Raw genomic sequence first — 18,031 nt, forward strand, 5'->3', positions numbered from 1 at the left:
CTCACGCGACGTTCGCCAGCAGCCGCCGCCCGACGGGTGGCGCGGCGCGGACCAGCGCGGCGGCGAAGGCGGTCAGATCGGGCAGCGCGCTTGCCATATCCGGCGCCAGCGTCGAGATCCGGACCAGCACGCCGTCGGGGATCACCCCGTCGATGTTGGCCTGCATCACCGCCAGCCGCTGGCGCGTCCAGCTGACCGGGAAATAGCTTCCCACCCGCGTCCAATACAGCACCTGCTCGGTGCGGCTGATGCCGTCGGCCGAAAAGCTGTTCGCGGGAATAGTGCCGCCCAACCCGTTGGGGATTTCCACAGGCCGGGTGGACGTCAGCTTGTAGCCGCCGGCCGGGTAGCAGACTTCGGGCCGGTGCACCTGCATCATCCCGTCCTGCTTGTTGCTGTAGGCGACCAGCAGCATTACCGGGTCGCGGTTCGGCGCCGCATAGGTGCGCGTGACCAGCCCGCTGTAGAGCGCATCGCTCAACGCATCTGACGGCGGCAGCACCAGGCCCGATTCGTCGCGATAGCGCCAGTCGCCGATCTGCCGGGGCACCAGCTTTTCCAGCTCCGCCTTGCGCACCGGCCGCGCGACGACATGCGGCACGCGCGCCGCCGCGACGCCGCCCGCGGCGAGCAGCGCGCCGCCGATCACGACCATGCGCCGGTCCAGCCCCGGCGATTGCGGTTCAAGCTCGTCCATGCGCATCCTTCAGAACGAAACGCCGCCATAGCGGCTCCAGGGCGCTGTCGAGCGCGAAGATCGTCACCAGCGCGACAGCGAACACCGTCAGGCCGGCGAAGCTGTGGACGAAGCCCTGCGCCACCGCCTCCCCGGCATGATAGGTCAGCAGGATCAGGATCAGCACGCGGATCAGGTTCGCGAACACCGCGATCGGCAGGATCAGCAGCATCAGCAACAGGCCGTAGCGCAGGTCCGCCTGGTGGCGCAGATAGACGTAGAAGAGCGAGATCGCGCTCAGCGCGACGATCGAGTTGAGGCCGGAGCAGGCGGCCGCGACCAGCAGCTCGAACTGCCCGACCTGGATGGTCACGCCCGCGCCGCCGATCGGATAACCGAACTGGTAGAGGATCGCGACCGCCGTGTGCGAGATCGCCATCTTGAGCGAGCCCGTGAGCGCCGCCACCAGCGTGTCGGGCAGCGGAAACATGAAGGCGAAATAGAAGAGCGGGAACCACAGCACCCGCATCGCGCGGCCGCCGATCAGGCCATAGACGGCGGTCAGCACCACCGCGTACATGAGGAATCCCTGGATCTCGATGATCTGGACGATGCGCGAGAAGATGTAGAGCGGCAGGGTGACCGCGAGCGCGAGCGCGACGCGCCAGGCGGGAGCGGGCCGCACCACGTCGCGCGCGGCCGGCCACAGCCTCCACACCAGCCATGCGCCCGTGAACAGCACGATCGGCCCGTGCGCGCCCGACTCAGTCGACCAGACCGCCTGCGCGATATAGTTCATCGGGGCGGCGACGATCAGCACCAGCCCGGCGAGCAGGACCAACGGTCCGACAGGCCCCAGCCGCGCCCGCTGCGCCGGTGCGAGGGTCGCCATCGTCACCATACCCTTTGATCAAGCCCTACCCCGACGCGCCGAAGCCTCGTCGCCTGGCCGTGCCTCTATCACGACCGCCGCAACCGGCCAAGCCTTGGCCGGGTCGGCGCAGAACGCGACGTTGACCATAATCGCGCAGACACTCGCGTCCGCTGCCCCGGATCGGGCGGTACCGCCATGCCCGGCCTCTTGGCTTCAGCGCGCAACCGGCTAGTAGCGCCGGGTCGATCAGGGAGACGGCGACAACCATGGCCCGCCAGTACAATTTCCGCAAACGCGTGATGGTCACCGGCGGCGCCGGCTTTCTCGGCTCGCACCTGATCGACCGGCTGCTCGACCAGGGTCACGAGGTGCTGTGCGTGGACAACCTGTTCACCGGCGCCAAGCTGAACATCGATCACCTGCGCACCCACGAGCGCTTCGAGTTCCTGCGCCACGACGTCACCATGCCGCTGTATGTCGAGGTGGACGAGATCTACAATCTCGCCTGCCCGGCCTCGCCCATCCACTACCAGCACGATCCCGTGCAGACGACCAAGACCAGCGTTCACGGCGCGATCAACATGCTGGGCCTCGCCAAGCGCACCGGCGCGAAGATCTTCCAGGCATCGACCAGCGAGGTCTATGGTGACCCCGCCGTCCACCCGCAGCCCGAAGACTATTGGGGTTACGTCAACCCGGTCGGCCCGCGCTCCTGCTACGACGAAGGCAAGCGTTGCGCGGAGACGCTGTTCTTCGATTACCGTCGCCAGCACGGGCTGGGGATCAAGGTGGCGCGCATCTTCAACACCTATGGCCCGCGCATGCACCCCGCCGACGGGCGCGTCGTCTCCAACTTCATCATCGCCGCGCTGAAGGGCGAACCGATCCCGATCTACGGCGACGGCAGCCAGACGCGCTCCTTCTGCTATGTCGACGATCTGGTGGAGGGCTTCCTGCGCCTGATGGCGACCGACGACGCGGTCACCGGCCCTATAAATCTGGGCAACCCCGGCGAGTTCTCGATGCGCGAGCTGGCCGAGAAGGTGATCGCGATCACCGGCTCGAAATCCGAGATCAGCCACCTGCCCCTGCCGCAAGACGATCCCCGACAGCGCCAGCCCGACATCAGCCGCGCGAAGGCGACGCTCGACTGGCAGCCCACCGTCGCGCTGGACGAAGGGCTGGTGCGCACCGTCGAATATTTCCGCCGCTTCGCCTGACCGGGGCGCTGCTCAGCGCGTGAGTAGCACCAGCGCGGTGGCGCCGCACGCGGCGACCGATGCCCAGCCTGCGATCCGGGATGCGAGGCGGGCGAACGCCTCGGCCGGCCGTGGCCGCAGCGACAGCACCGCGACCATCTCCGCCCCGCCGAGCATCCGCTCCTCGATCGCCCGGTGCATCGCGCCGACCGGGCCGAGCGCATCGTCAGCCCAGACGGGCGCCGCCGGCGCGATCGCCGGCGTCGATTCGGGTTCGTGGTGACGCGCGGCGTTGGGCATGATCGCTCCGGCTCTGGCCTGCGGCTTATCTACCCCGCGACTTAACGAACCGTAACTTGTCCTTCACCGGCCAAACACAAAGATTCTGCTGTCCTACAAGGAAAACACGAACATAGAGGGAACGTCTCTCAACCAGGAGACGACTCATGCTCGATCCGTTCCAGTCCGCTGGCGATGCCCTGCTCGCGCCGGCCCGCGCCCCTTTCCCGATCGTCCCGAGCGACGCGACGGCACTGCCGGCCCTCCCCAAAGCCCTTTACGTCGGCACGGGCGGCACGCTGGTGCTGCGCGGCGTGGACGCTGCCGCGGACGTGACGCTCAAGAACGTGGCCGCCGGGCAAGTTGTGGATATTCGCGCCAGTCACGTTCGCGCGACGGGCACCACCGCCGCCGACCTGGTCGGGCTGGCCTGATGCGCGCGTTCGGCTTCGGCGCGGAGAACGCCGCGCGGCGCCGCCGTGGGGGACCGACGCTCCCCGCCCTGCCGCTGCCTATCGGCTCCGCGCTGAACGGGTCCGCGAACACGGCGCTGAAGGCGGCGCTGGCGCGGGTGACGAACGGCGCGGGGCGGGCGAAGTTCTACATCGCTGGCGACAGCGTGAGTTTCGGCCAAGGCGCCGGCACGACCGCCGATGCGTTCCGCCTGACCGGCGCCCGGGCGAACCGCTGGCCGGCCGCATTGGCGGCGGAGCTGACCGGCATCGGCTATCCGGCGCTCGACAATGCGTTCGTCGGCGACGGTGCGATCGGGACCGTCACCGGTGGGGCGGTCGATTTCTCTGCGTATGACCCTCGCGTAAGCCACGGGACGTGGTCGGCCACCGCTGACCAGCGGTTCGCCGGCGGTTCCTGTTGGGTCAACCAGGCCGGCTCGATCATGCGGCTGACGGCAGCCGGAGTGGACACGTTCGAGATCGTCTACCTGAACTTCGCGACGGCCACCTTCGGCACCGACGTGGACGGCGCGAACCCGGTGAGTGGCCCAGCCTCCGGCGCAATCAGCACCAACGGCGGCGCGTTCGGGTTCACCCGGATCACGCTCACCGGCGCCTCCGCCAGTGGCAGCCATTATGGGGAGTTCGGGGCCACCGGTGGAACGGGTGCGAGTGCTATCGCACTGGCCAGCATGACCGCCTATGCGAGCGCAGCCAAGGCGATCGACATCAAGGTGGGCGCAGCCTGCGGCGCGACCTCGGCCCAGCTCGCCACGACCAACCACGACGGCGGGCACTGGTCGGACCTCGATTACCTGGCGTTCGAGGCGCCCGATCTGACGATCATCCTGTGCGGGATCAACGACATGAACGCGGCCGTCGGCGCGTCCGCCTTCGCCGCGAACCTGCACACGATCATCGCCAGGGCCAAGCTGTCGGGCGATGTGCTGCTCTGCTTCCCGTACGCCGTGCAGTCGATTCCTGACGCCACGTACCAGGCCTATAACGCGGCCGCGAAGGCGCAGGCGGTGAGCGACGGCGTCGCGTTCATGTCGTTCTACGAATATTTCGGCGCCTACACCTCGGCGCTCGGCGCGCGGACGGCGGACGGCACCCACCCGCTGGCGGCGATGGCGGCCGAAATCGGCCGGGTGGCGCGGCGCTGCATTCAGGCGATGGCCGCGTGAGGGTCGCGCATCGGGTCGACGATCGGCGGCGGGCGTGGAACACGTCCGCAAGCGGAGTAGGCCTTGCGTTGTCGGATCGGGTTCGCTTAGCTGATCCGAATGGACGACCGCGATCCCGACGATCAGCCGCCAGCCCGCCCCGGGCGATTAGGTCGGATCACCGCCTGGCTGCAGGCGCGGCCGCTGATGATCATCATCGTTCTGATTGCGGCTTATGGCGTCGAACGGATTGTCCAGAACCTGTATTGGGACAGTTTCGTCGGGTTCTTGGCCGAACACGGCATATCGGTGACGCCGCCCAAAGACGGCTGACCGGTCGACCTGCTTGGCTGCGGACAGTCCGGCCCAGAATTTCAAGCACAAGCGACTGTCACCGCCGCGCATGGGTCCGCCCTGACGACGGTCGCCAAGCGGCGTCTCTTCCGCTTCGATCTCCCGAGATTTGCGGACGTAGGCTTCGGCGAGGCCAGGCGGCGCGTGAGACCGCGCTATGAACGTCATCAACTTGGCGCCGAACCATCACCGCTCCACGCACGATGGACCCGCGTCGTCCGACTGCCCCTGCTGCGGCGATCCTCGGCCGCCGGTGCGCTGGCACGCGCTTGCCGTCTCGCTCGAGGACGGCGCGAGCTGGGCGGGGCGGCGCTTCCATCTCTCGCCGCAGCGGCTGTCACTTCTCCACCATCTCGCCCGCCGGGCGCCGGGCGTGGTCTGTCGCGACGCACTGTTCCTGTCGTCGCTGAACGAAGACACCTATGGCGAGATGCTTACCGCACAGATCTGCCTGCTGAACAGGGCATTGCGGCAGCATGGCATACCGCTGGCGGTGGTGAACCAGCGCGCCGTCGGCTATCGCCTGCGTCTCGTCTAGGAGAAGGATCGGACCGGCGCGCGCCCGCGCCCGGTTGATAAGGGGGTGGCGTGCATCGGCGGGTCGTGCCGCTCCTTTATCGCCGCCGATCGCTCTGATAGGCGAAGGCCATGAGCCTCATCTCCACCGCCCGTCGCCGCTACCTTCCGCTGCACGGCCTGATGGCGGCGCGCGATTACCGTCGCGTCCTCGCTGCGCCGCCCATGCAGGTGGGCGAGACGCGCCTGCTCGGAGAACCGGTCCGCTATTCGGACAATCACGGGCTGCTGCACTCGGTCCGGGAGATTTTCCAGGAAGAGGTCTATCGCTTCCACGCGAAGACGGAGGCCCCGCACATCGTCGACGCGGGCGCGAACATCGGCCTCAGCGTCCGCTACTTCAAACGGCTCTATCCGCGCGCCACCGTTGTCGCGTACGAGCCGGACCCGGCGATTTTCACGCTGTTGCGCGAGAATGTCGGCGGCGTCGCGGGCGTCGAATTGCATCAGGCGGCGGCCTGGATCGAGGACACGACCCTCACCTTCTACTCCGAAGGCTCGCTTGCCGGATCGACGGAAACTGACTTCCTGGGCAAGGCGCAGAAGACGGAGGTGCGCGCCGAGCGGCTGCGCGACCGCCTCCGCGAGTGCACGTGCGACTTCCTGAAGATCGACATCGAAGGCGCGGAGAACGAGGTGCTGTTCGATATCGCGCCCGAGCTCGACCAGGTCGACCATCTGTTCTTTGAATATCACAGCACGCCGGGCAAGCCGCAGCGGCTGGCCGCGCTGCTGGAGCTCGTCGCCGCCAAGGGCTTCCGCTACATCATCAACGGAGCACACGCGCCACGGCTGCCGTTCGTGGAGCGGATCGAGCGCGGTTTCGATCTCCAGCTCAACGTCTCGTGCTTCCGCCCGCGGCCGTGACGCCTACGCTGCGGGCCGCGCCATCGGTGGCAGTCCAATCCCGATTTAGGACAGGTGCGCGCCTTGTCAGCGATATGGCAAAGGGTGATGGTGCAGTGCGGCAACGAGTTACGCGGGACCGATTCGCGTGACGCTGCGACGGAGCTCGGGCATGACGGCGCACATGCTGATCAAGAGCGACGCTGAAGCGCCCCTGATCGCCAGGGGCGTGGACACGCAGGTCATCCGGGCGCTGATCTATGGCGGGTTGGCGGCAGCGGATCTGCTGATCGTGCTGGGCGCCTTCGTCGGCGCGGATCTGCTCCGCCACTCGCGGCTGAACGATACGCTTTCCCATTCCTACCTGCTGATCGTTCCCGTGTTCATGGCGGTGAGCCTGTACTCGGGCTGCTACACCTACGGGGCGGTGGTCTCACGCAGCCGCAGCATTCCCAAGGTGGTCGGCGCGTTCCTGGCTGCGTCGGGGTTTACGCTGGTGCTGATCTTCGCGTTGAAGAACAGCGGCTACCTTTCGCGTCTGGCATTTTTCGTGGGCGCGCTGTTCAGCTTGGCCGGCTTGGTGGCGGTACGGATGCTGGTGCCGCAGATCATCCGCCGGCTCGGGCCGCGTTTCTTCCGCCGGGTGCTGATCACCGACGGCGGCTGGAGCGAGGCGATACCGGTCGGGTTCGAGCGAGTCGATGCCGACGGACTGGGCCTGCGCCCGGAACTCGCCGATCCGCTGATGCTGCACCGCTTCTCGCAGATCGTCGCCGGCGCCGATCGGGTGGTGGTGGCCTGCCCGGTGGAGCATCGCGAGCGCTGGTCGCTTTATCTCAAGAGCGTCGATTGCGCCGGCGAGCTGCTGGTGCCCGAGCTCCACAATGTCGAGCCGCTGGGCCAGGACGGTGTCACCGGGCTGGCCGGCGTGCGCGTCTCGGTGGGTCGGCTCGACCTGCGCAACCGCATCCTGAAGCGCTGCTTCGATCTGGCGATCACCGCGCCGGTGCTGGTGCTGCTGTCGCCGGTGATGCTGCTGGCGGCGATCGCGATCAAGCTGGAGAGCCCGGGGCCGGTGCTGTTCCGCCAGCAACGCATGGGCCGCGCCAACCAGCTGTTCGACGTGTTCAAGTTCCGCAGCATGTATGTCGACCAGGGCGATCAGGACGGCGCGCAATCCACCGCGCGCGGGGACCAGCGGATCACCCGGGTCGGGCGCTGGATCCGCGCCACCAGCATCGACGAGCTGCCGCAGCTGTTCAATGTCATTAACGGCGACATGAGCCTGGTCGGCCCCCGCCCGCACGCGCTCGGCTCGCGCGCGGGCGACGAGCTGTTCTGGCATGTCGATCGCCGCTATTGGCTGCGGCATACGATCAAGCCAGGGCTGACCGGGCTGGCGCAGGTCCGCGGCCATCGCGGCGCGACCGAGGTGCGGGCGGACCTGACCAAGCGGCTGGAAAGCGACATCGAATATCTGTCGCACTGGTCGGTGCTCAGCGACATCGCCATCCTGGTGCGGACCGCCTTCGTGCTGGTTCACCGCAACGCCTATTGAGACCGCGCTCAGCCGGGCAGGAGCGGCGCGTAGGCAGCCTCCACCGCGCCCGGCAGCAGCGCAGCATCGGGCACGACGATGCGGTTGCGCCGGTTCCGATACAGGTCGGGCGCGACCACCTTCAGCCAGCGATACCCCGCCTTTTCCGCGACGAACAGCATCACCCGTTCCAGTTCGTGCGCCAGCGTCCGGTCGACCTGACCCGCCTCGTCGGGGAAGTCGGCGGCGGTGAGGTGGAGATCGAACAGCGGCTTCAGCGCGGCGGGCCGGCACCAGAACATCGAGCCGGCCGGAAAATCGAGCGCACGCGCCTGCCCCAGATCGATGCCGAGGCGCTCCGCCAGCGCGCCCGTCCCGCGCCGATTGCCTCCCCAATTGACCCATTTGCGGACAAGATCGAAATACTCGGGGATGACGACGCCGAGCCGGTCGTCCGCCTCGAACATCCGGAGAACCGACTGCACGATCGCCGACGACCCGGCGAGCGTCCGGTAGAGCGTGTCGCCCCAGTCGCTCTGCCCATCGTAGAAATGCATGCTGCGCTTGGAATGAAGGAAGAGCACCAGGTCGTGCGCCTGCAGCGCGTCGGGGAAGGCGACGAACTTGGACAGCATGTCGCGCCCGCGATTGGGACAGACGCGGACCTCGACCGAGCCGCGGTCCCAACCGGCGAACGTCGTCCGGATCGCCGCGGCCTTGGCCTCGCTGTCGGTCGAGACATAGACGTCGGCCGGCGCGGGAATGTTCTCGGCCGTCGCCCGCATGGCGGGGGCGAGATCGGGGTAGAAGATATGCATCGCCACGGCGACGCGCAACGTCCGCGCCGTCGGGCCGACGCGCGCGAAGGGCACAGCCACCACCTTGTCCCTGCGGCGGATCTGTGGCCGGGAATGCGGACCCTTCTTCAGCACGCGCCACGCGACGTTGACTGCAAAGAGGTGCAACCTGTTCATGCCGTTCCCCGACGCGCCACCTGGCTGCGTGTAAGCGCGCCTTACGATGCCCTTCGTTAACAGGGCAATCGCGCGCGCGGCGTAGCCACCGTCGCTTACCTTGCCTAAAGGGCTTGGCCCTTAGGGCAACCGCGACCCGAACCCCTATCGATCGGCATCGGACGCCTAGTGAGCACACGCAAAGCCTTCTTCTGGTCGGTCGCGGGACAGATCTTCTCGTTCCTCGTCAACTTCGTCGGCTCGGTCGTGGTGGCGCGGCTGCTGTCGCCCGCGGAGATGGGCATCTATGTGATCGGCATCGCCACGATCGGCCTGATCGCCGGCGTGACGACGCTGGGAGTCGGCGCGTATGTCGTGCGCGAGCAGGCACTGACCAAGGACGTGCTCGACACCGCCCACACGCTGAACGCCCTGCTCGCGGTGGGGCTCGCGCTGGTCGTCTTCCTCGTCGGGCAGGCATCGCAATGGGTATTGGGGTCGCGCGAGGCCGGACGGGTGATGACGCTGCTCGCCATAACCCCGGTCGCCGGCGTGCTCACCTTCCGCCCGGCGACGCTGCTGCAGCGGGACATGCAGTTCAAGGCGCTGTCGCTGATCGGCACCGCGACCGCGGCGACCGGCACGGCGGTGACGATCGGTGCGGCCTTCGGGGGCGCCAGCTACATGGCTCCCGCCTGGGGCAATGTGGCGGGAGCGGCGGCCGGAATGGTCGGTTACCTTATCCTCGGCCGAGAGCATATCGGCTTTACCATGAGCCTGTCGCACTGGCGCGCCATCCTGACGTTCGGGCTCCGGATGGTGACGATCTCGGGTGCGGCGAGCATGTCGGCCCGGATCGCCGACATCAGCCTCGGCCGCCTGCTCGGCCTGGGCGCGCTTGGCCTTTATTCGCGAGCCTCGTCCCTCTCCGCGCAGATCTTCGACAATGTGTATGGCGCGGCGACCCGCGTGGTGTTCGTCCACCTGTCGCAGGAGCACCGGACCAGGGGCGAGCTGGCCGATGCGTTCCTCCGCAGCTTCCGGATGATCACCGCCGCGTTGTGGCCGGCGCTGATGGGGCTGGCGGCACTCTCCCCGGTCGTCATCATGCATCTCTATGGCCCGAAGTGGCTCGCGGCCGCGCCGGTCCTGTCGATCCTGATGCTCGCGCAGGTGGTGGCGCTGTTCTTCGGCATGAATTGGGAGCTGTTCGTCATCAAGAACGAGACGGCGCTGCAGACGAAGATCGAGCTCGGCCGCAACGTGCTGGGGCTGGCGATCTTCACCATCGGCTGCACGTTCAGCCTGGCCGGCGCCGCGCTGGGCCGGCTCTGCGACAACCTGCTGGGGCTGGCGCTGTATCGTCGCCACGTCACGCGGCTGTCGGGCATCAGCCCCGGGGCGCTCAACCGGGCCTATGCCGAGGGCATGGGGCTCGCGGTGGCAACGGTAGCGCCGGTGACGGTGCTGATGGTCGTCGAACGCTGGTCGCCGGACACGCCGCTCCCCCTCGCCATCGGCGCGACGGCGCTGGGCATGGCGATCTGGGCGGCGGGGCTGGTCTGGCTGCGTCATCCGCTGGTGGAGGAAGCCGCCGCGGTCGCGCGCGCGGCGCGGCGCCGGCTGCCTGCCCGCGACCTGCGTGGTCAGCCCGAGGCATGAACGAAGCGTCGGAATCGATTCGCGTCGCCCAAAAGGCGGCAGCGCTGTGGCGTCGTCTGCGGCCGTTGAGCAGGGCCAGGCGCCTCTATGCGCGGCATCGGCCCGGCGCGCGGACGCGCTGGCTGAAGCGGCCGGCGCTGGCGCCTCGCCCGACCTGCGTCTTCGTCACCTTCGCGCGCGGGCAGGAGGTATCCGCGCACGCGGTGCATCACCTGCGCGCCTGGACGGACGCGGGCTGGCAGACCGTCGTCGTGGTCGTCTCCGACGATCCGGCGCGCGTGCGATGCCGCGACCAGCTCGCCTCGGCTGACGCGGTGCTGCTGCGTCTCAACAGCGGCTATGATTTCGGGGCCTGGAGCGACGCGCTCCGGCGGCTCGGCCCGAAGCTGCGCGACCTGCCGCTGCTGGCGACGGTGAACGACAGCGTGTTCGGGCCGCTGCGCTCCTTCCCGGCGATGCTGCGAACCGTGCAGGAAACGTCCGCGGACGTGATCGGCCTGACCGAGAGCCGGGAGCTCGGCCGGCATTTGCAGAGCTACTTGCTGTTCTTCAAGGCACGCGCGCTGCGCGAGCCCGTGTTCGACCTGTTCTGGCGCTCGGTCCGCCCCGGCGATCGTCAGTTCGTCATCGATCATTACGAAACGCAGCTGCTGCCGATCATGGAACAGGCCGGCCTCACCTGCGCCAGCCTGTTCCCGCTCACCGAAGGCGTGGCGACCAACCCGACGCTGCAAGGCTGGCGCGCGCTGATCGAGGCCGGGTTTCCCTACGTGAAGGTCGAGCTGCTCCGCCGCAATCCGTTCGGCGCCGACCTGACCGGCTGGCGCGCGCTGCTGGCGACGGAGGGCTACGATCCCGCGATCGCGGAGGCGTATCTGCGCACCCTCCCGGATGCCATCCGGCTCGATTGAGCCTGCCGCCCGCGCTAGGCTCGTCGCCATGCGCCACCTCGCCCTCGCCCTCGCCCTCGCCACCGCCGCCGTCCTCGCCACGCCGCTCGCCGCGCAGGACGGCCGCGCGCCGTCCGCCAGCGTCGATCCGTTCATCGGCACCGGTGGCCAGGGCCACACCTTTCCCGGGGCGGTCGCGCCGTTCGGAATGGTGCAGCTGTCGCCCGACACCGATACCTCCTGCGTGATCCGCGCCTGCTACGACCACGCCGCCGGCTACCGCTACGAAGACCCCACGATTGAGGGCTTCAGCCACACCCATTTTTCCGGCGCCGGACACTCCGATCTCGGCGACGTGCTCGTAATGCCGGTAGCGGGCGAGACGGTGCCGATGGATCCGGGCGATCCCAAGCGGCCCGGCTCCGGCTATCGCTCCCGCTTCGACCACCGGGCGGAAAAGGCGAGCCCGGGCTATTACGCCGTGTCGCTGCTCGACCGGAAGGTGTTCGCCGAGCTGACGGCGGGCACGCGCGTCGGCGTCCACCGCTACAGCTTCAGCGACGGCGCCGAGGCGCACCTGGTGGTCGATCTCCGGCCGTCGCTCTACAATTATCCCGGCAAGGTCTTGTGGTCGGGTCTGCACCTGCACCCGGACGGCACGCTCACCGGCTTCCGCGAGACGCGCGGCTGGGCGCCGGGGCGCAAGCTGTTCTTCGCGATGCGCTTCTCCGCACCGCTGACCGGCCACGCCTTCGTGAACCGCGAGACCGATGTGCCGTATCGCGGCTTCCAAGGTCCCGGCCGCGGCAGCGATGCGCTGGACGAGAAGCTCGGGCGCGCGCTGGAGGCACGGCTCGATTTCGGCCAGCTGGCGCACCCGCTGGAGGTGAAGGTCGCGCTGTCGGGCGTCGACGAGGCGGCAGCGGTCGCCAATCTGGCGGCCGAGCCCGGCGGCTTCGACGCGGTGCTCGCCCGCACCCGCGCCGCCTGGGCGGAGGCGCTGGGCGCGCTGGAGATCGACGCGCCGGCGCCGCTGCGCACCAGCCTCTACACCGCCCTCTATCACGCGCTGCTCGCGCCGAGCGTTTGGAGCGACGCGGACGGCCGCTATCGCGGGCCGGACGATCAGGTGCATCGCGCGGACGGCTTCACCTTCCGCTCCACCTTCTCGCTATGGGATACGTTCCGCGCCGAGCACCCGCTGCTGACGCTGATCCAGCCCGAACGCACCACCGACGACGCGATCGCCTCGCTCGTCGCCAGCCGCGAGGAGAGCCCGGACGGCATCCTGCCGGTCTGGCAGTTCGCGGGCCGCGAGACCTGGACGATGATCGGCTATCACGCCGCCCCGGTCATCGCCGACGCCTATCTGAAGGGCCTGCGCGGCTTCGACGCCGATCGGGCGCTCGCGGCGATGGTCGCGAGTGCCGATCACGCCGCCTATGGCGGGTTGGGCGAGTACATGCAGCGCGGCTACGTGCCGATCGACAAGGAGCCGGAGGCGGCGTCCAAGACGGTCGAATACGCCTATGATGACTGGACGATTGCCCGGATGGCGCGCGCGATGGGGCGGTCGGACATCGCCGCCCGCTTCGGGCGCCGCGCGGCCTATTGGCGCAACAGCTTCGACGCGAAGAGCGGCTGGCTGCGCGCGCGGCTCTCCACCGGCGCGTTCCGCACGCCGTTCGATCCCGCCGCGATCGACTATGGCTCCGACTACACGGAAGGCAATGCCTGGCAGTATAGCTGGTTCGTGCCGCAGGACGAGGCCGGGCTGATCCGCCTGCTCGGCGGCGATGCCAAGGCGGTCGCCAGGCTCGACGCGATGTTCGACTATGATACCTCGAAGCTCGATTACTCCAAGTCCGAGGACATCGCCGGCCTGATCGGCCAGTACATCCATGGCAACGAGCCGAGCCACCACGTCGCCTATCTATATAGCTATGCCGGCGCACCCTGGCGAACGCAGGCGCGGCTGCAGCAGATCGTCGATACGCAGTACAAGCCGACACCGGACGGGCTCGCCGGCAATGACGATCTGGGCCAGATGTCCGCCTGGCTGCTGTTCACCGCGATGGGCTTCTACCCCGTTGCGCCGGGCTCGAACGAGTATGTCATCGGCAGGCCGTTCGTGCGGCGCGCGGTGCTGCACCTGCCCGACGGCAAACGCTTCACGATCGTCGCGGCCGGATTGTCGGACGCGAACCGCTATGTCGGCGCGGTGAAGCTCAACGGCCGGCCGCTCGCGCGCACCTACATCCGCGACGCGGAGATCCGGGTCGGCGGCAAGCTGCGCTTCACCATGGCGGCCGCCCCGAACACCCGCTGGGGCAAGACGAAAGGCGCACGGCCATACTCGATGAGCACGCGTTGAGGCGCCGTCCGGACCGGCCAGAGCATGTTTATTGCTGTTCAAATATCGTGGCCAGATATAGGATGAAGCGGTGAAGATTGTAACTGCCGCGGAGGAATTGCAGGAAGGCCTGTTCGGGCAGGTCCTGCTCTATATCTTCGAGATCCTACCCTATCTGGAGCGTATCGGCGCGCGTCCGGCATGGGACATCCACGCCCGCTTTTATGGTGGGGATGCGCGTCCGGTCATTCCCGGCGTGTTGGACCTGGCCTACTCGCCCCGTCAGAACGGCACAGTAGTCCCCCTCGCCCTATTGCGCCGACGGCATTGCGCGCGATTAGGCAATGACTGGCAGGCGCTGCACGATTTGTGGTTCTCCTTCTTCACGATATCGCCGGACATCGTCGAGCGGGCTGATGAGGTGGGGGCGCTCGGCGACGCGTTGGGTGTGCATTATCGCGGCACGGACAAGCTGACCGCGACGTGGGATACAAATCCCGTAAGCTCAGCCGAGATGATCAGCTTCGTGCAAGACCGGCTCGGAACTCGCCCGGACCTGCGACGCATCTTTCTCGCCACCGACGATAAAGCGTTCGCGGGCAAGCTGCGGGAGGCGGTGGATTGCGAGGTGATCAATCTGGGCGAAGTCGAGTTTCACAAGACAGACAATAAATCAGTCGACGACCTGGGTAGCGCGCGCCGCGCGATGCTCGACTGTCTGCTGCTGTCCCGTTGCGCAGCGGTGCTCATCACCTCTTCCGCCCTGTCCGGTTTTACGAAGGTGTTCAATCCCGGGCTCGAAATCCACCGTTGCGCGGCGAGCAAGCGCTTCACCGACATTCCGTATTTTCCGGTCGCCTATATCGATCCCTATACGCCGAGCGAACCCGTCGTCGCGGCGACGCTCGAGCGGCTGATGGTGGGCGACTGGCGGGGCGCGCGGCGCGTGCGCCCGTTCCGCTCGCGTGCGCGCTACTGGCGGGCTGCGCTGAAATGGGGCGTGCTGGAGCGGATCATCGGCTCGCCTTTCCGGTGAGCGACGCGCAACGCAGCTGCGATCGCGGCTATTCGGGATAGGCCTGGGCGAAAGCGGCGGCGGCGCCGAACAGGCCGGGCTGGGGATGGGTGATGAGCTTGACCGGGATCGCCGCCATCATCCCCTGGAATCGCCCCTTGGCCACGAACCGCTCGCCGAAGCCCGACCGCGCCAGCCGATCGCGCAGGCGGAAGCCCAGCCCGCCGGCGATCGCCACGCCCGTCGCACCCTGCGCCAGCGCCAGGTCGCCCGCCACTGCGCCCAGCGCGAGGCAGAAACGGTCGAGCGCGGCCAGCGCGATCGGGTCGGTCCCGTCCAGCGCCTCCGTCCAGATCGCCCGGTCGTCGCGGCTGGCGACCGCCCGACCTTCCAGCGCCGCCAGCGTTTCGTAGATCGCGACGATGCCCGGCCCGGCGCACACCCGCTCCACCGACACGCGCGTGTAGAGCCCGCGCAGCCGCTGCAGGAGTGCATCCTCGATCGCGTCGAGCGGAGCGTAGTCCATGTGGCCACCCTCCGTCTCGACGACCTGATAGCCGCCCTCGCGGCGCACCACCTGCGCGACGCCCAGCCCCGTGCCCGGCCCGCACACGGTGATCACGCCCGTTTCGGGTAGCGGCCCGTCCGGCCCGCACAGATGCAGCAGCTCGTCCGCGGGTACCTGCGCCACCGCGTGACCGACCGCGCCGAAGTCGTTGATCAGCACGTAGCGGTCGACGCCGAGCCGCTCGCCGATCAGCGCCGGGCGGATCGTCCAGGGATTGTTGGTCAGCCGGATCACCTCGCCGCGCACTGGCGAAGCGACCGCGATCGCGGCGGCGTGCGGCAACGTCCGCCCGATCCGCGCGCCGAACGCGGCCCACGCGGTCTGCAGGCTGGCGTAATCGGCGGTGGCGAGCGTCACCGGCGCGCCGAGCTCCACCACCCGTCCGGCGTCGACCACGGCGAGCGCGAAGCGCGCGTGCGTGCCGCCGATGTCCGCCGTCACCAGTTCCGTCACGCCGCCCTCTCCTGCCGCTCGCCCCCGCGTTGACGGGCGGTCCGGGCCGCGTCAACCGGCCCGCGTCAGAACCGGAAGCTGACGTCGAGCCCGTGGCCTCAAGCAGGCGGGGAGCCTTCGCCCGATCGCTGCAACATGTCGAAGATGATATGCAGTCGGGATACTAGGCCGACGCCGCCGGTCGCGGCAGCCGAAGCGCCGCCACCGCGCCGGCCAGCGGCAGGCCGGCGCTCGCCGCCAGCACCCATTCGGCGGCGACCCCACGCTGCAGCGCAAGGCCCATCAGCAGCGGCAACCCGACCTGACCGAGCCGCCCCGCGCCCATCGCCCAGCCGAGGCCGCTCGACTGCATGGCCGCGGGCAATAGCTGGCCCGTCGCGGCGATGCCGCCTGACGCGGCGACGCCGAGCCCGACGCCGAGCAACGCCATGCACGCCGCGACCGCGGCCAGCGACCCGAGCGCCGTGCCGAGGCCGATCATCAGCAGCGTGGCCGCCGCGAAACCGATGATCAACACCCGGGCGCCGAAGCGTTCCAGCAGAAATCCCGCCGAGGTCATGCTGATCAGCGCGCCCACCGCGTTCCACGACAGGATCGCTCCGCCTTGCGCGGGGCGGAAGCCCGTCGCGACAAGGATCGTCGGCATCCACACCACGATCCCGGCCAGGGTTCCGAATGCGCCGAAGCAGATGCAGCCCAGCAACGTCATGTGGCGGCGCAAGACCGGGTCGCGCCACAGCGCGAACGGATCGCCCCGGGCTGCCGCCGCGCCAGCCGGCACGACAGGCTGGCGCGTTTCGTTCGCCAGCACCGCCAGGAGCATGGCGACGATCAGCGGGGCGACGCCGCCGATCGTGAAGACCGCCTGCCATAGGCGATGCTCGACGATCCAGCCGTTGACGAAGCCGCCGACGAAGCCGCCGATCGGGAAGCAGCCCCATAGCAACCCGAGGCAACGTGCGCGATGCCGCGGCGCGACCTGGGCCGCCGCCAGCCCCAGGAAGCACGGCGTCGCGCCGCCTAGGCCGAGCCCGGCGAGGAAGCGGAACACCAGCAACGCGCCATAGCCGTCGACGTGCGCCGTCGCGAGCTGAAAGCCACCGAACCAGACCGTGCAAAGCAGCAGCATCCGCTTGGGCCCATAGCGATCGGCCAGCGATCCGCAGCCGATCGCACCGAGCGCCGCGCCGAACAGGCTGCACGAGAAGATCACGCCCAGCGGCCCCGGACCGATCGCCAGATCGCGCGCGATCAGCGGTGCGGCGATCGCCACCGCCTGCGTGTCGGCGCCGTCGAGGAAGGCGATCGCGCAGCACAGCATGACCGTGACGAGCGCAGCGCCCGACACGGTGGTGGCAGGTTGGCTCTCTGCCGCGCGCGGTTGGTGGTGCATCCCGGCTCCTTCTCCGCTGCCCCATCGTCGCGTGGGGTCGGCTCGTTCTTGCGGGTTCGGCAGAGGGACGCAAATCACCGAACGGCGCGGCTCATATCATCAAGAACAATGCGGCGCGCCCCGCTTATGCGCCAGCGTTATTTTGGAGATCAATGCGCGCGAGCCGCAGCGTTGATTTGTCTCGACCGCCGTCGCCCGGCACGAACGTCCGCGACACGCGCCAGCCAGCGGCGCGGCGGGAGAGGACGAGCAATGGCCAAGATCATCATCAGCTGCGCGGTGACCGGATCGGCGCACACGCCGAGCATGTCGGACGCGCTGCCCGTCACGCCCGAGCAGATCGCCGCGCAATCGATCGACGCGGCCGAGGCCGGCGCGGCGATCATCCACCTGCACGCCCGCGATCCCGACGACGGCTCGCCGACCGGCGATCCCGAGATCTACGCGCGCTTCCTGCCGGTCATCAAGCAGCGCACCGACGCGGTCGTCAACATCACCACCGGCGGCGCGGTCACGATGACGGTGCACCAGCGGCTCGCCGCCGCGCTCCGCTTCCGGCCCGAGATGTGCTCGCTCAACATGGGCTCGCTCAACTTCGCCTTCTTCCAGGCCGCCGACCGCATCACTGCGTGGAAACATCCGTGGGAGCAGGCCTATGTCGTCAACTCCGACGACTATATCTTCCGCAACACCTTCCGCGACATCCGCACCATCCTCGAGCGGATGGCCGAGTCCGGCACCAAGTTCGAGCATGAATGCTACGATGTCGGGCATCTCTACAA

The 18,031-nt window shown here is 68.6% G+C and carries 18 protein-coding genes; 12 read left to right on the forward strand and 6 right to left on the reverse strand.

Going from position 1 to position 18,031, the window contains the following annotated elements; translation table 11 throughout:
- Position 1 precedes the first annotated feature (1 nt).
- Complete coding sequence (epsI, locus tag ACFE64_RS06835) at positions 2-697, reverse strand: exosortase-associated protein EpsI, V-type (protein ID WP_375391712.1); 696 nt, start codon at positions 695-697, stop codon at positions 2-4.
- Positions 684-1,568, reverse strand: coding sequence for an exosortase V (gene xrtV / locus ACFE64_RS06840; RefSeq protein WP_375391713.1), 885 nt, complete (start codon positions 1,566-1,568; stop codon positions 684-686). The genes epsI and xrtV overlap by 14 nt, the downstream gene beginning before the upstream one ends.
- Before the next feature lie 248 nt (positions 1,569-1,816).
- Here xrtV and ACFE64_RS06845 point away from each other — a divergent pair, with 248 nt between their 5' ends.
- Positions 1,817-2,770 carry a UDP-glucuronic acid decarboxylase family protein gene (locus ACFE64_RS06845; protein ID WP_375391714.1) on the forward strand — a complete coding sequence of 318 codons (954 nt, stop codon included), beginning with the start codon at positions 1,817-1,819 and terminating at the stop codon, positions 2,768-2,770.
- A 12-nt stretch (positions 2,771-2,782) separates the two neighbouring features.
- Here the strand turns inward: ACFE64_RS06845 and ACFE64_RS06850 are convergent, their stop codons facing one another.
- A complete protein-coding gene (locus ACFE64_RS06850; protein WP_375391715.1) occupies positions 2,783-3,049 on the reverse strand; it encodes a hypothetical protein in 267 nt (88 codons plus the stop codon).
- Positions 3,050-3,195: 146 nt separating this feature from the next.
- Here ACFE64_RS06850 and ACFE64_RS06855 point away from each other — a divergent pair, with 146 nt between their 5' ends.
- The 6 genes from ACFE64_RS06855 to ACFE64_RS06880 all read left to right on the forward strand — a co-directional run bounded on the left by ACFE64_RS06855 (position 3,196) and on the right by ACFE64_RS06880 (position 7,983).
- Complete coding sequence (locus ACFE64_RS06855; RefSeq protein WP_375391716.1) at positions 3,196-3,462, forward strand: hypothetical protein; 267 nt, start codon at positions 3,196-3,198, stop codon at positions 3,460-3,462.
- On the forward strand, positions 3,462-4,670 hold the full coding sequence (locus ACFE64_RS06860; protein WP_375391717.1) for a GDSL-type esterase/lipase family protein: 1,209 nt from the start codon (positions 3,462-3,464) through the stop codon (positions 4,668-4,670). Before ACFE64_RS06855 ends, ACFE64_RS06860 begins: the two co-directional genes overlap by 1 nt.
- Positions 4,671-4,769: 99 nt before the next feature.
- A complete protein-coding gene (locus tag ACFE64_RS06865; protein WP_375391718.1) occupies positions 4,770-4,982 on the forward strand; it encodes a hypothetical protein in 213 nt (70 codons plus the stop codon).
- Positions 4,983-5,256: 274 nt separating this feature from the next.
- Positions 5,257-5,541 carry a helix-turn-helix domain-containing protein gene (locus ACFE64_RS06870; RefSeq protein ID WP_375391719.1) on the forward strand — a complete coding sequence of 95 codons (285 nt, stop codon included), beginning with the start codon at positions 5,257-5,259 and terminating at the stop codon, positions 5,539-5,541.
- Positions 5,542-5,651: 110 nt separating this feature from the next.
- Positions 5,652-6,446 carry an FkbM family methyltransferase gene (locus ACFE64_RS06875; protein ID WP_375391720.1) on the forward strand — a complete coding sequence of 265 codons (795 nt, stop codon included), beginning with the start codon at positions 5,652-5,654 and terminating at the stop codon, positions 6,444-6,446.
- A gap of 151 nt (positions 6,447-6,597) precedes the next feature.
- Positions 6,598-7,983 (forward strand): exopolysaccharide biosynthesis polyprenyl glycosylphosphotransferase, encoded by a 1,386-nt coding sequence (locus ACFE64_RS06880; RefSeq protein ID WP_375391721.1) that lies wholly within the window; start codon positions 6,598-6,600, stop codon positions 7,981-7,983.
- Between the two features lie 8 nt (positions 7,984-7,991).
- Here the strand turns inward: ACFE64_RS06880 and ACFE64_RS06885 are convergent, their stop codons facing one another.
- A complete protein-coding gene (locus tag ACFE64_RS06885) occupies positions 7,992-8,936 on the reverse strand; it encodes a rhamnan synthesis F family protein (RefSeq protein ID WP_375391722.1) in 945 nt (314 codons plus the stop codon).
- Between the two features lie 168 nt (positions 8,937-9,104).
- Here ACFE64_RS06885 and ACFE64_RS06890 point away from each other — a divergent pair, with 168 nt between their 5' ends.
- The 4 genes from ACFE64_RS06890 to ACFE64_RS06905 all read left to right on the forward strand — a co-directional run bounded on the left by ACFE64_RS06890 (position 9,105) and on the right by ACFE64_RS06905 (position 14,856).
- Entirely contained in the window at positions 9,105-10,577 is a 1,473-nt protein-coding gene (locus ACFE64_RS06890) for an oligosaccharide flippase family protein (RefSeq protein WP_375391723.1), read from the forward strand.
- Between the two features lie 65 nt (positions 10,578-10,642).
- Complete coding sequence (locus ACFE64_RS06895) at positions 10,643-11,488, forward strand: rhamnan synthesis F family protein (protein ID WP_375391724.1); 846 nt, start codon at positions 10,643-10,645, stop codon at positions 11,486-11,488.
- A 28-nt stretch (positions 11,489-11,516) separates the two neighbouring features.
- Positions 11,517-13,841, forward strand: coding sequence for a GH92 family glycosyl hydrolase (locus ACFE64_RS06900; protein ID WP_375391725.1), 2,325 nt, complete (start codon positions 11,517-11,519; stop codon positions 13,839-13,841).
- Positions 13,842-13,911: 70 nt separating this feature from the next.
- Complete coding sequence (locus tag ACFE64_RS06905; RefSeq protein WP_375391726.1) at positions 13,912-14,856, forward strand: hypothetical protein; 945 nt, start codon at positions 13,912-13,914, stop codon at positions 14,854-14,856.
- Between the two features lie 28 nt (positions 14,857-14,884).
- Here ACFE64_RS06905 and glk read toward each other — a convergent pair whose 3' ends face one another.
- A complete protein-coding gene (gene glk / locus ACFE64_RS06910) occupies positions 14,885-15,856 on the reverse strand; it encodes a glucokinase (RefSeq protein ID WP_375391727.1) in 972 nt (323 codons plus the stop codon).
- A 163-nt stretch (positions 15,857-16,019) separates the two neighbouring features.
- The gene (locus ACFE64_RS06915) at positions 16,020-17,249 is read right to left on the reverse strand and encodes an MFS transporter (RefSeq protein WP_375391728.1); all 1,230 of its coding nucleotides are present in this window, start codon (positions 17,247-17,249) and stop codon (positions 16,020-16,022) included.
- 252 nt (positions 17,250-17,501) lie between these two features.
- Here ACFE64_RS06915 and ACFE64_RS06920 point away from each other — a divergent pair.
- Positions 17,502-18,031, forward strand: a 530-nt coding sequence (locus ACFE64_RS06920; RefSeq protein ID WP_375391729.1) for a 3-keto-5-aminohexanoate cleavage protein, incomplete at its 3' end; no start/stop codon positions are given.

It is taken from the genome of uncultured Sphingomonas sp. (assembly GCF_964250165.1).
Lineage (GTDB): Bacteria > Pseudomonadota > Alphaproteobacteria > Sphingomonadales > Sphingomonadaceae > Sphingomonas.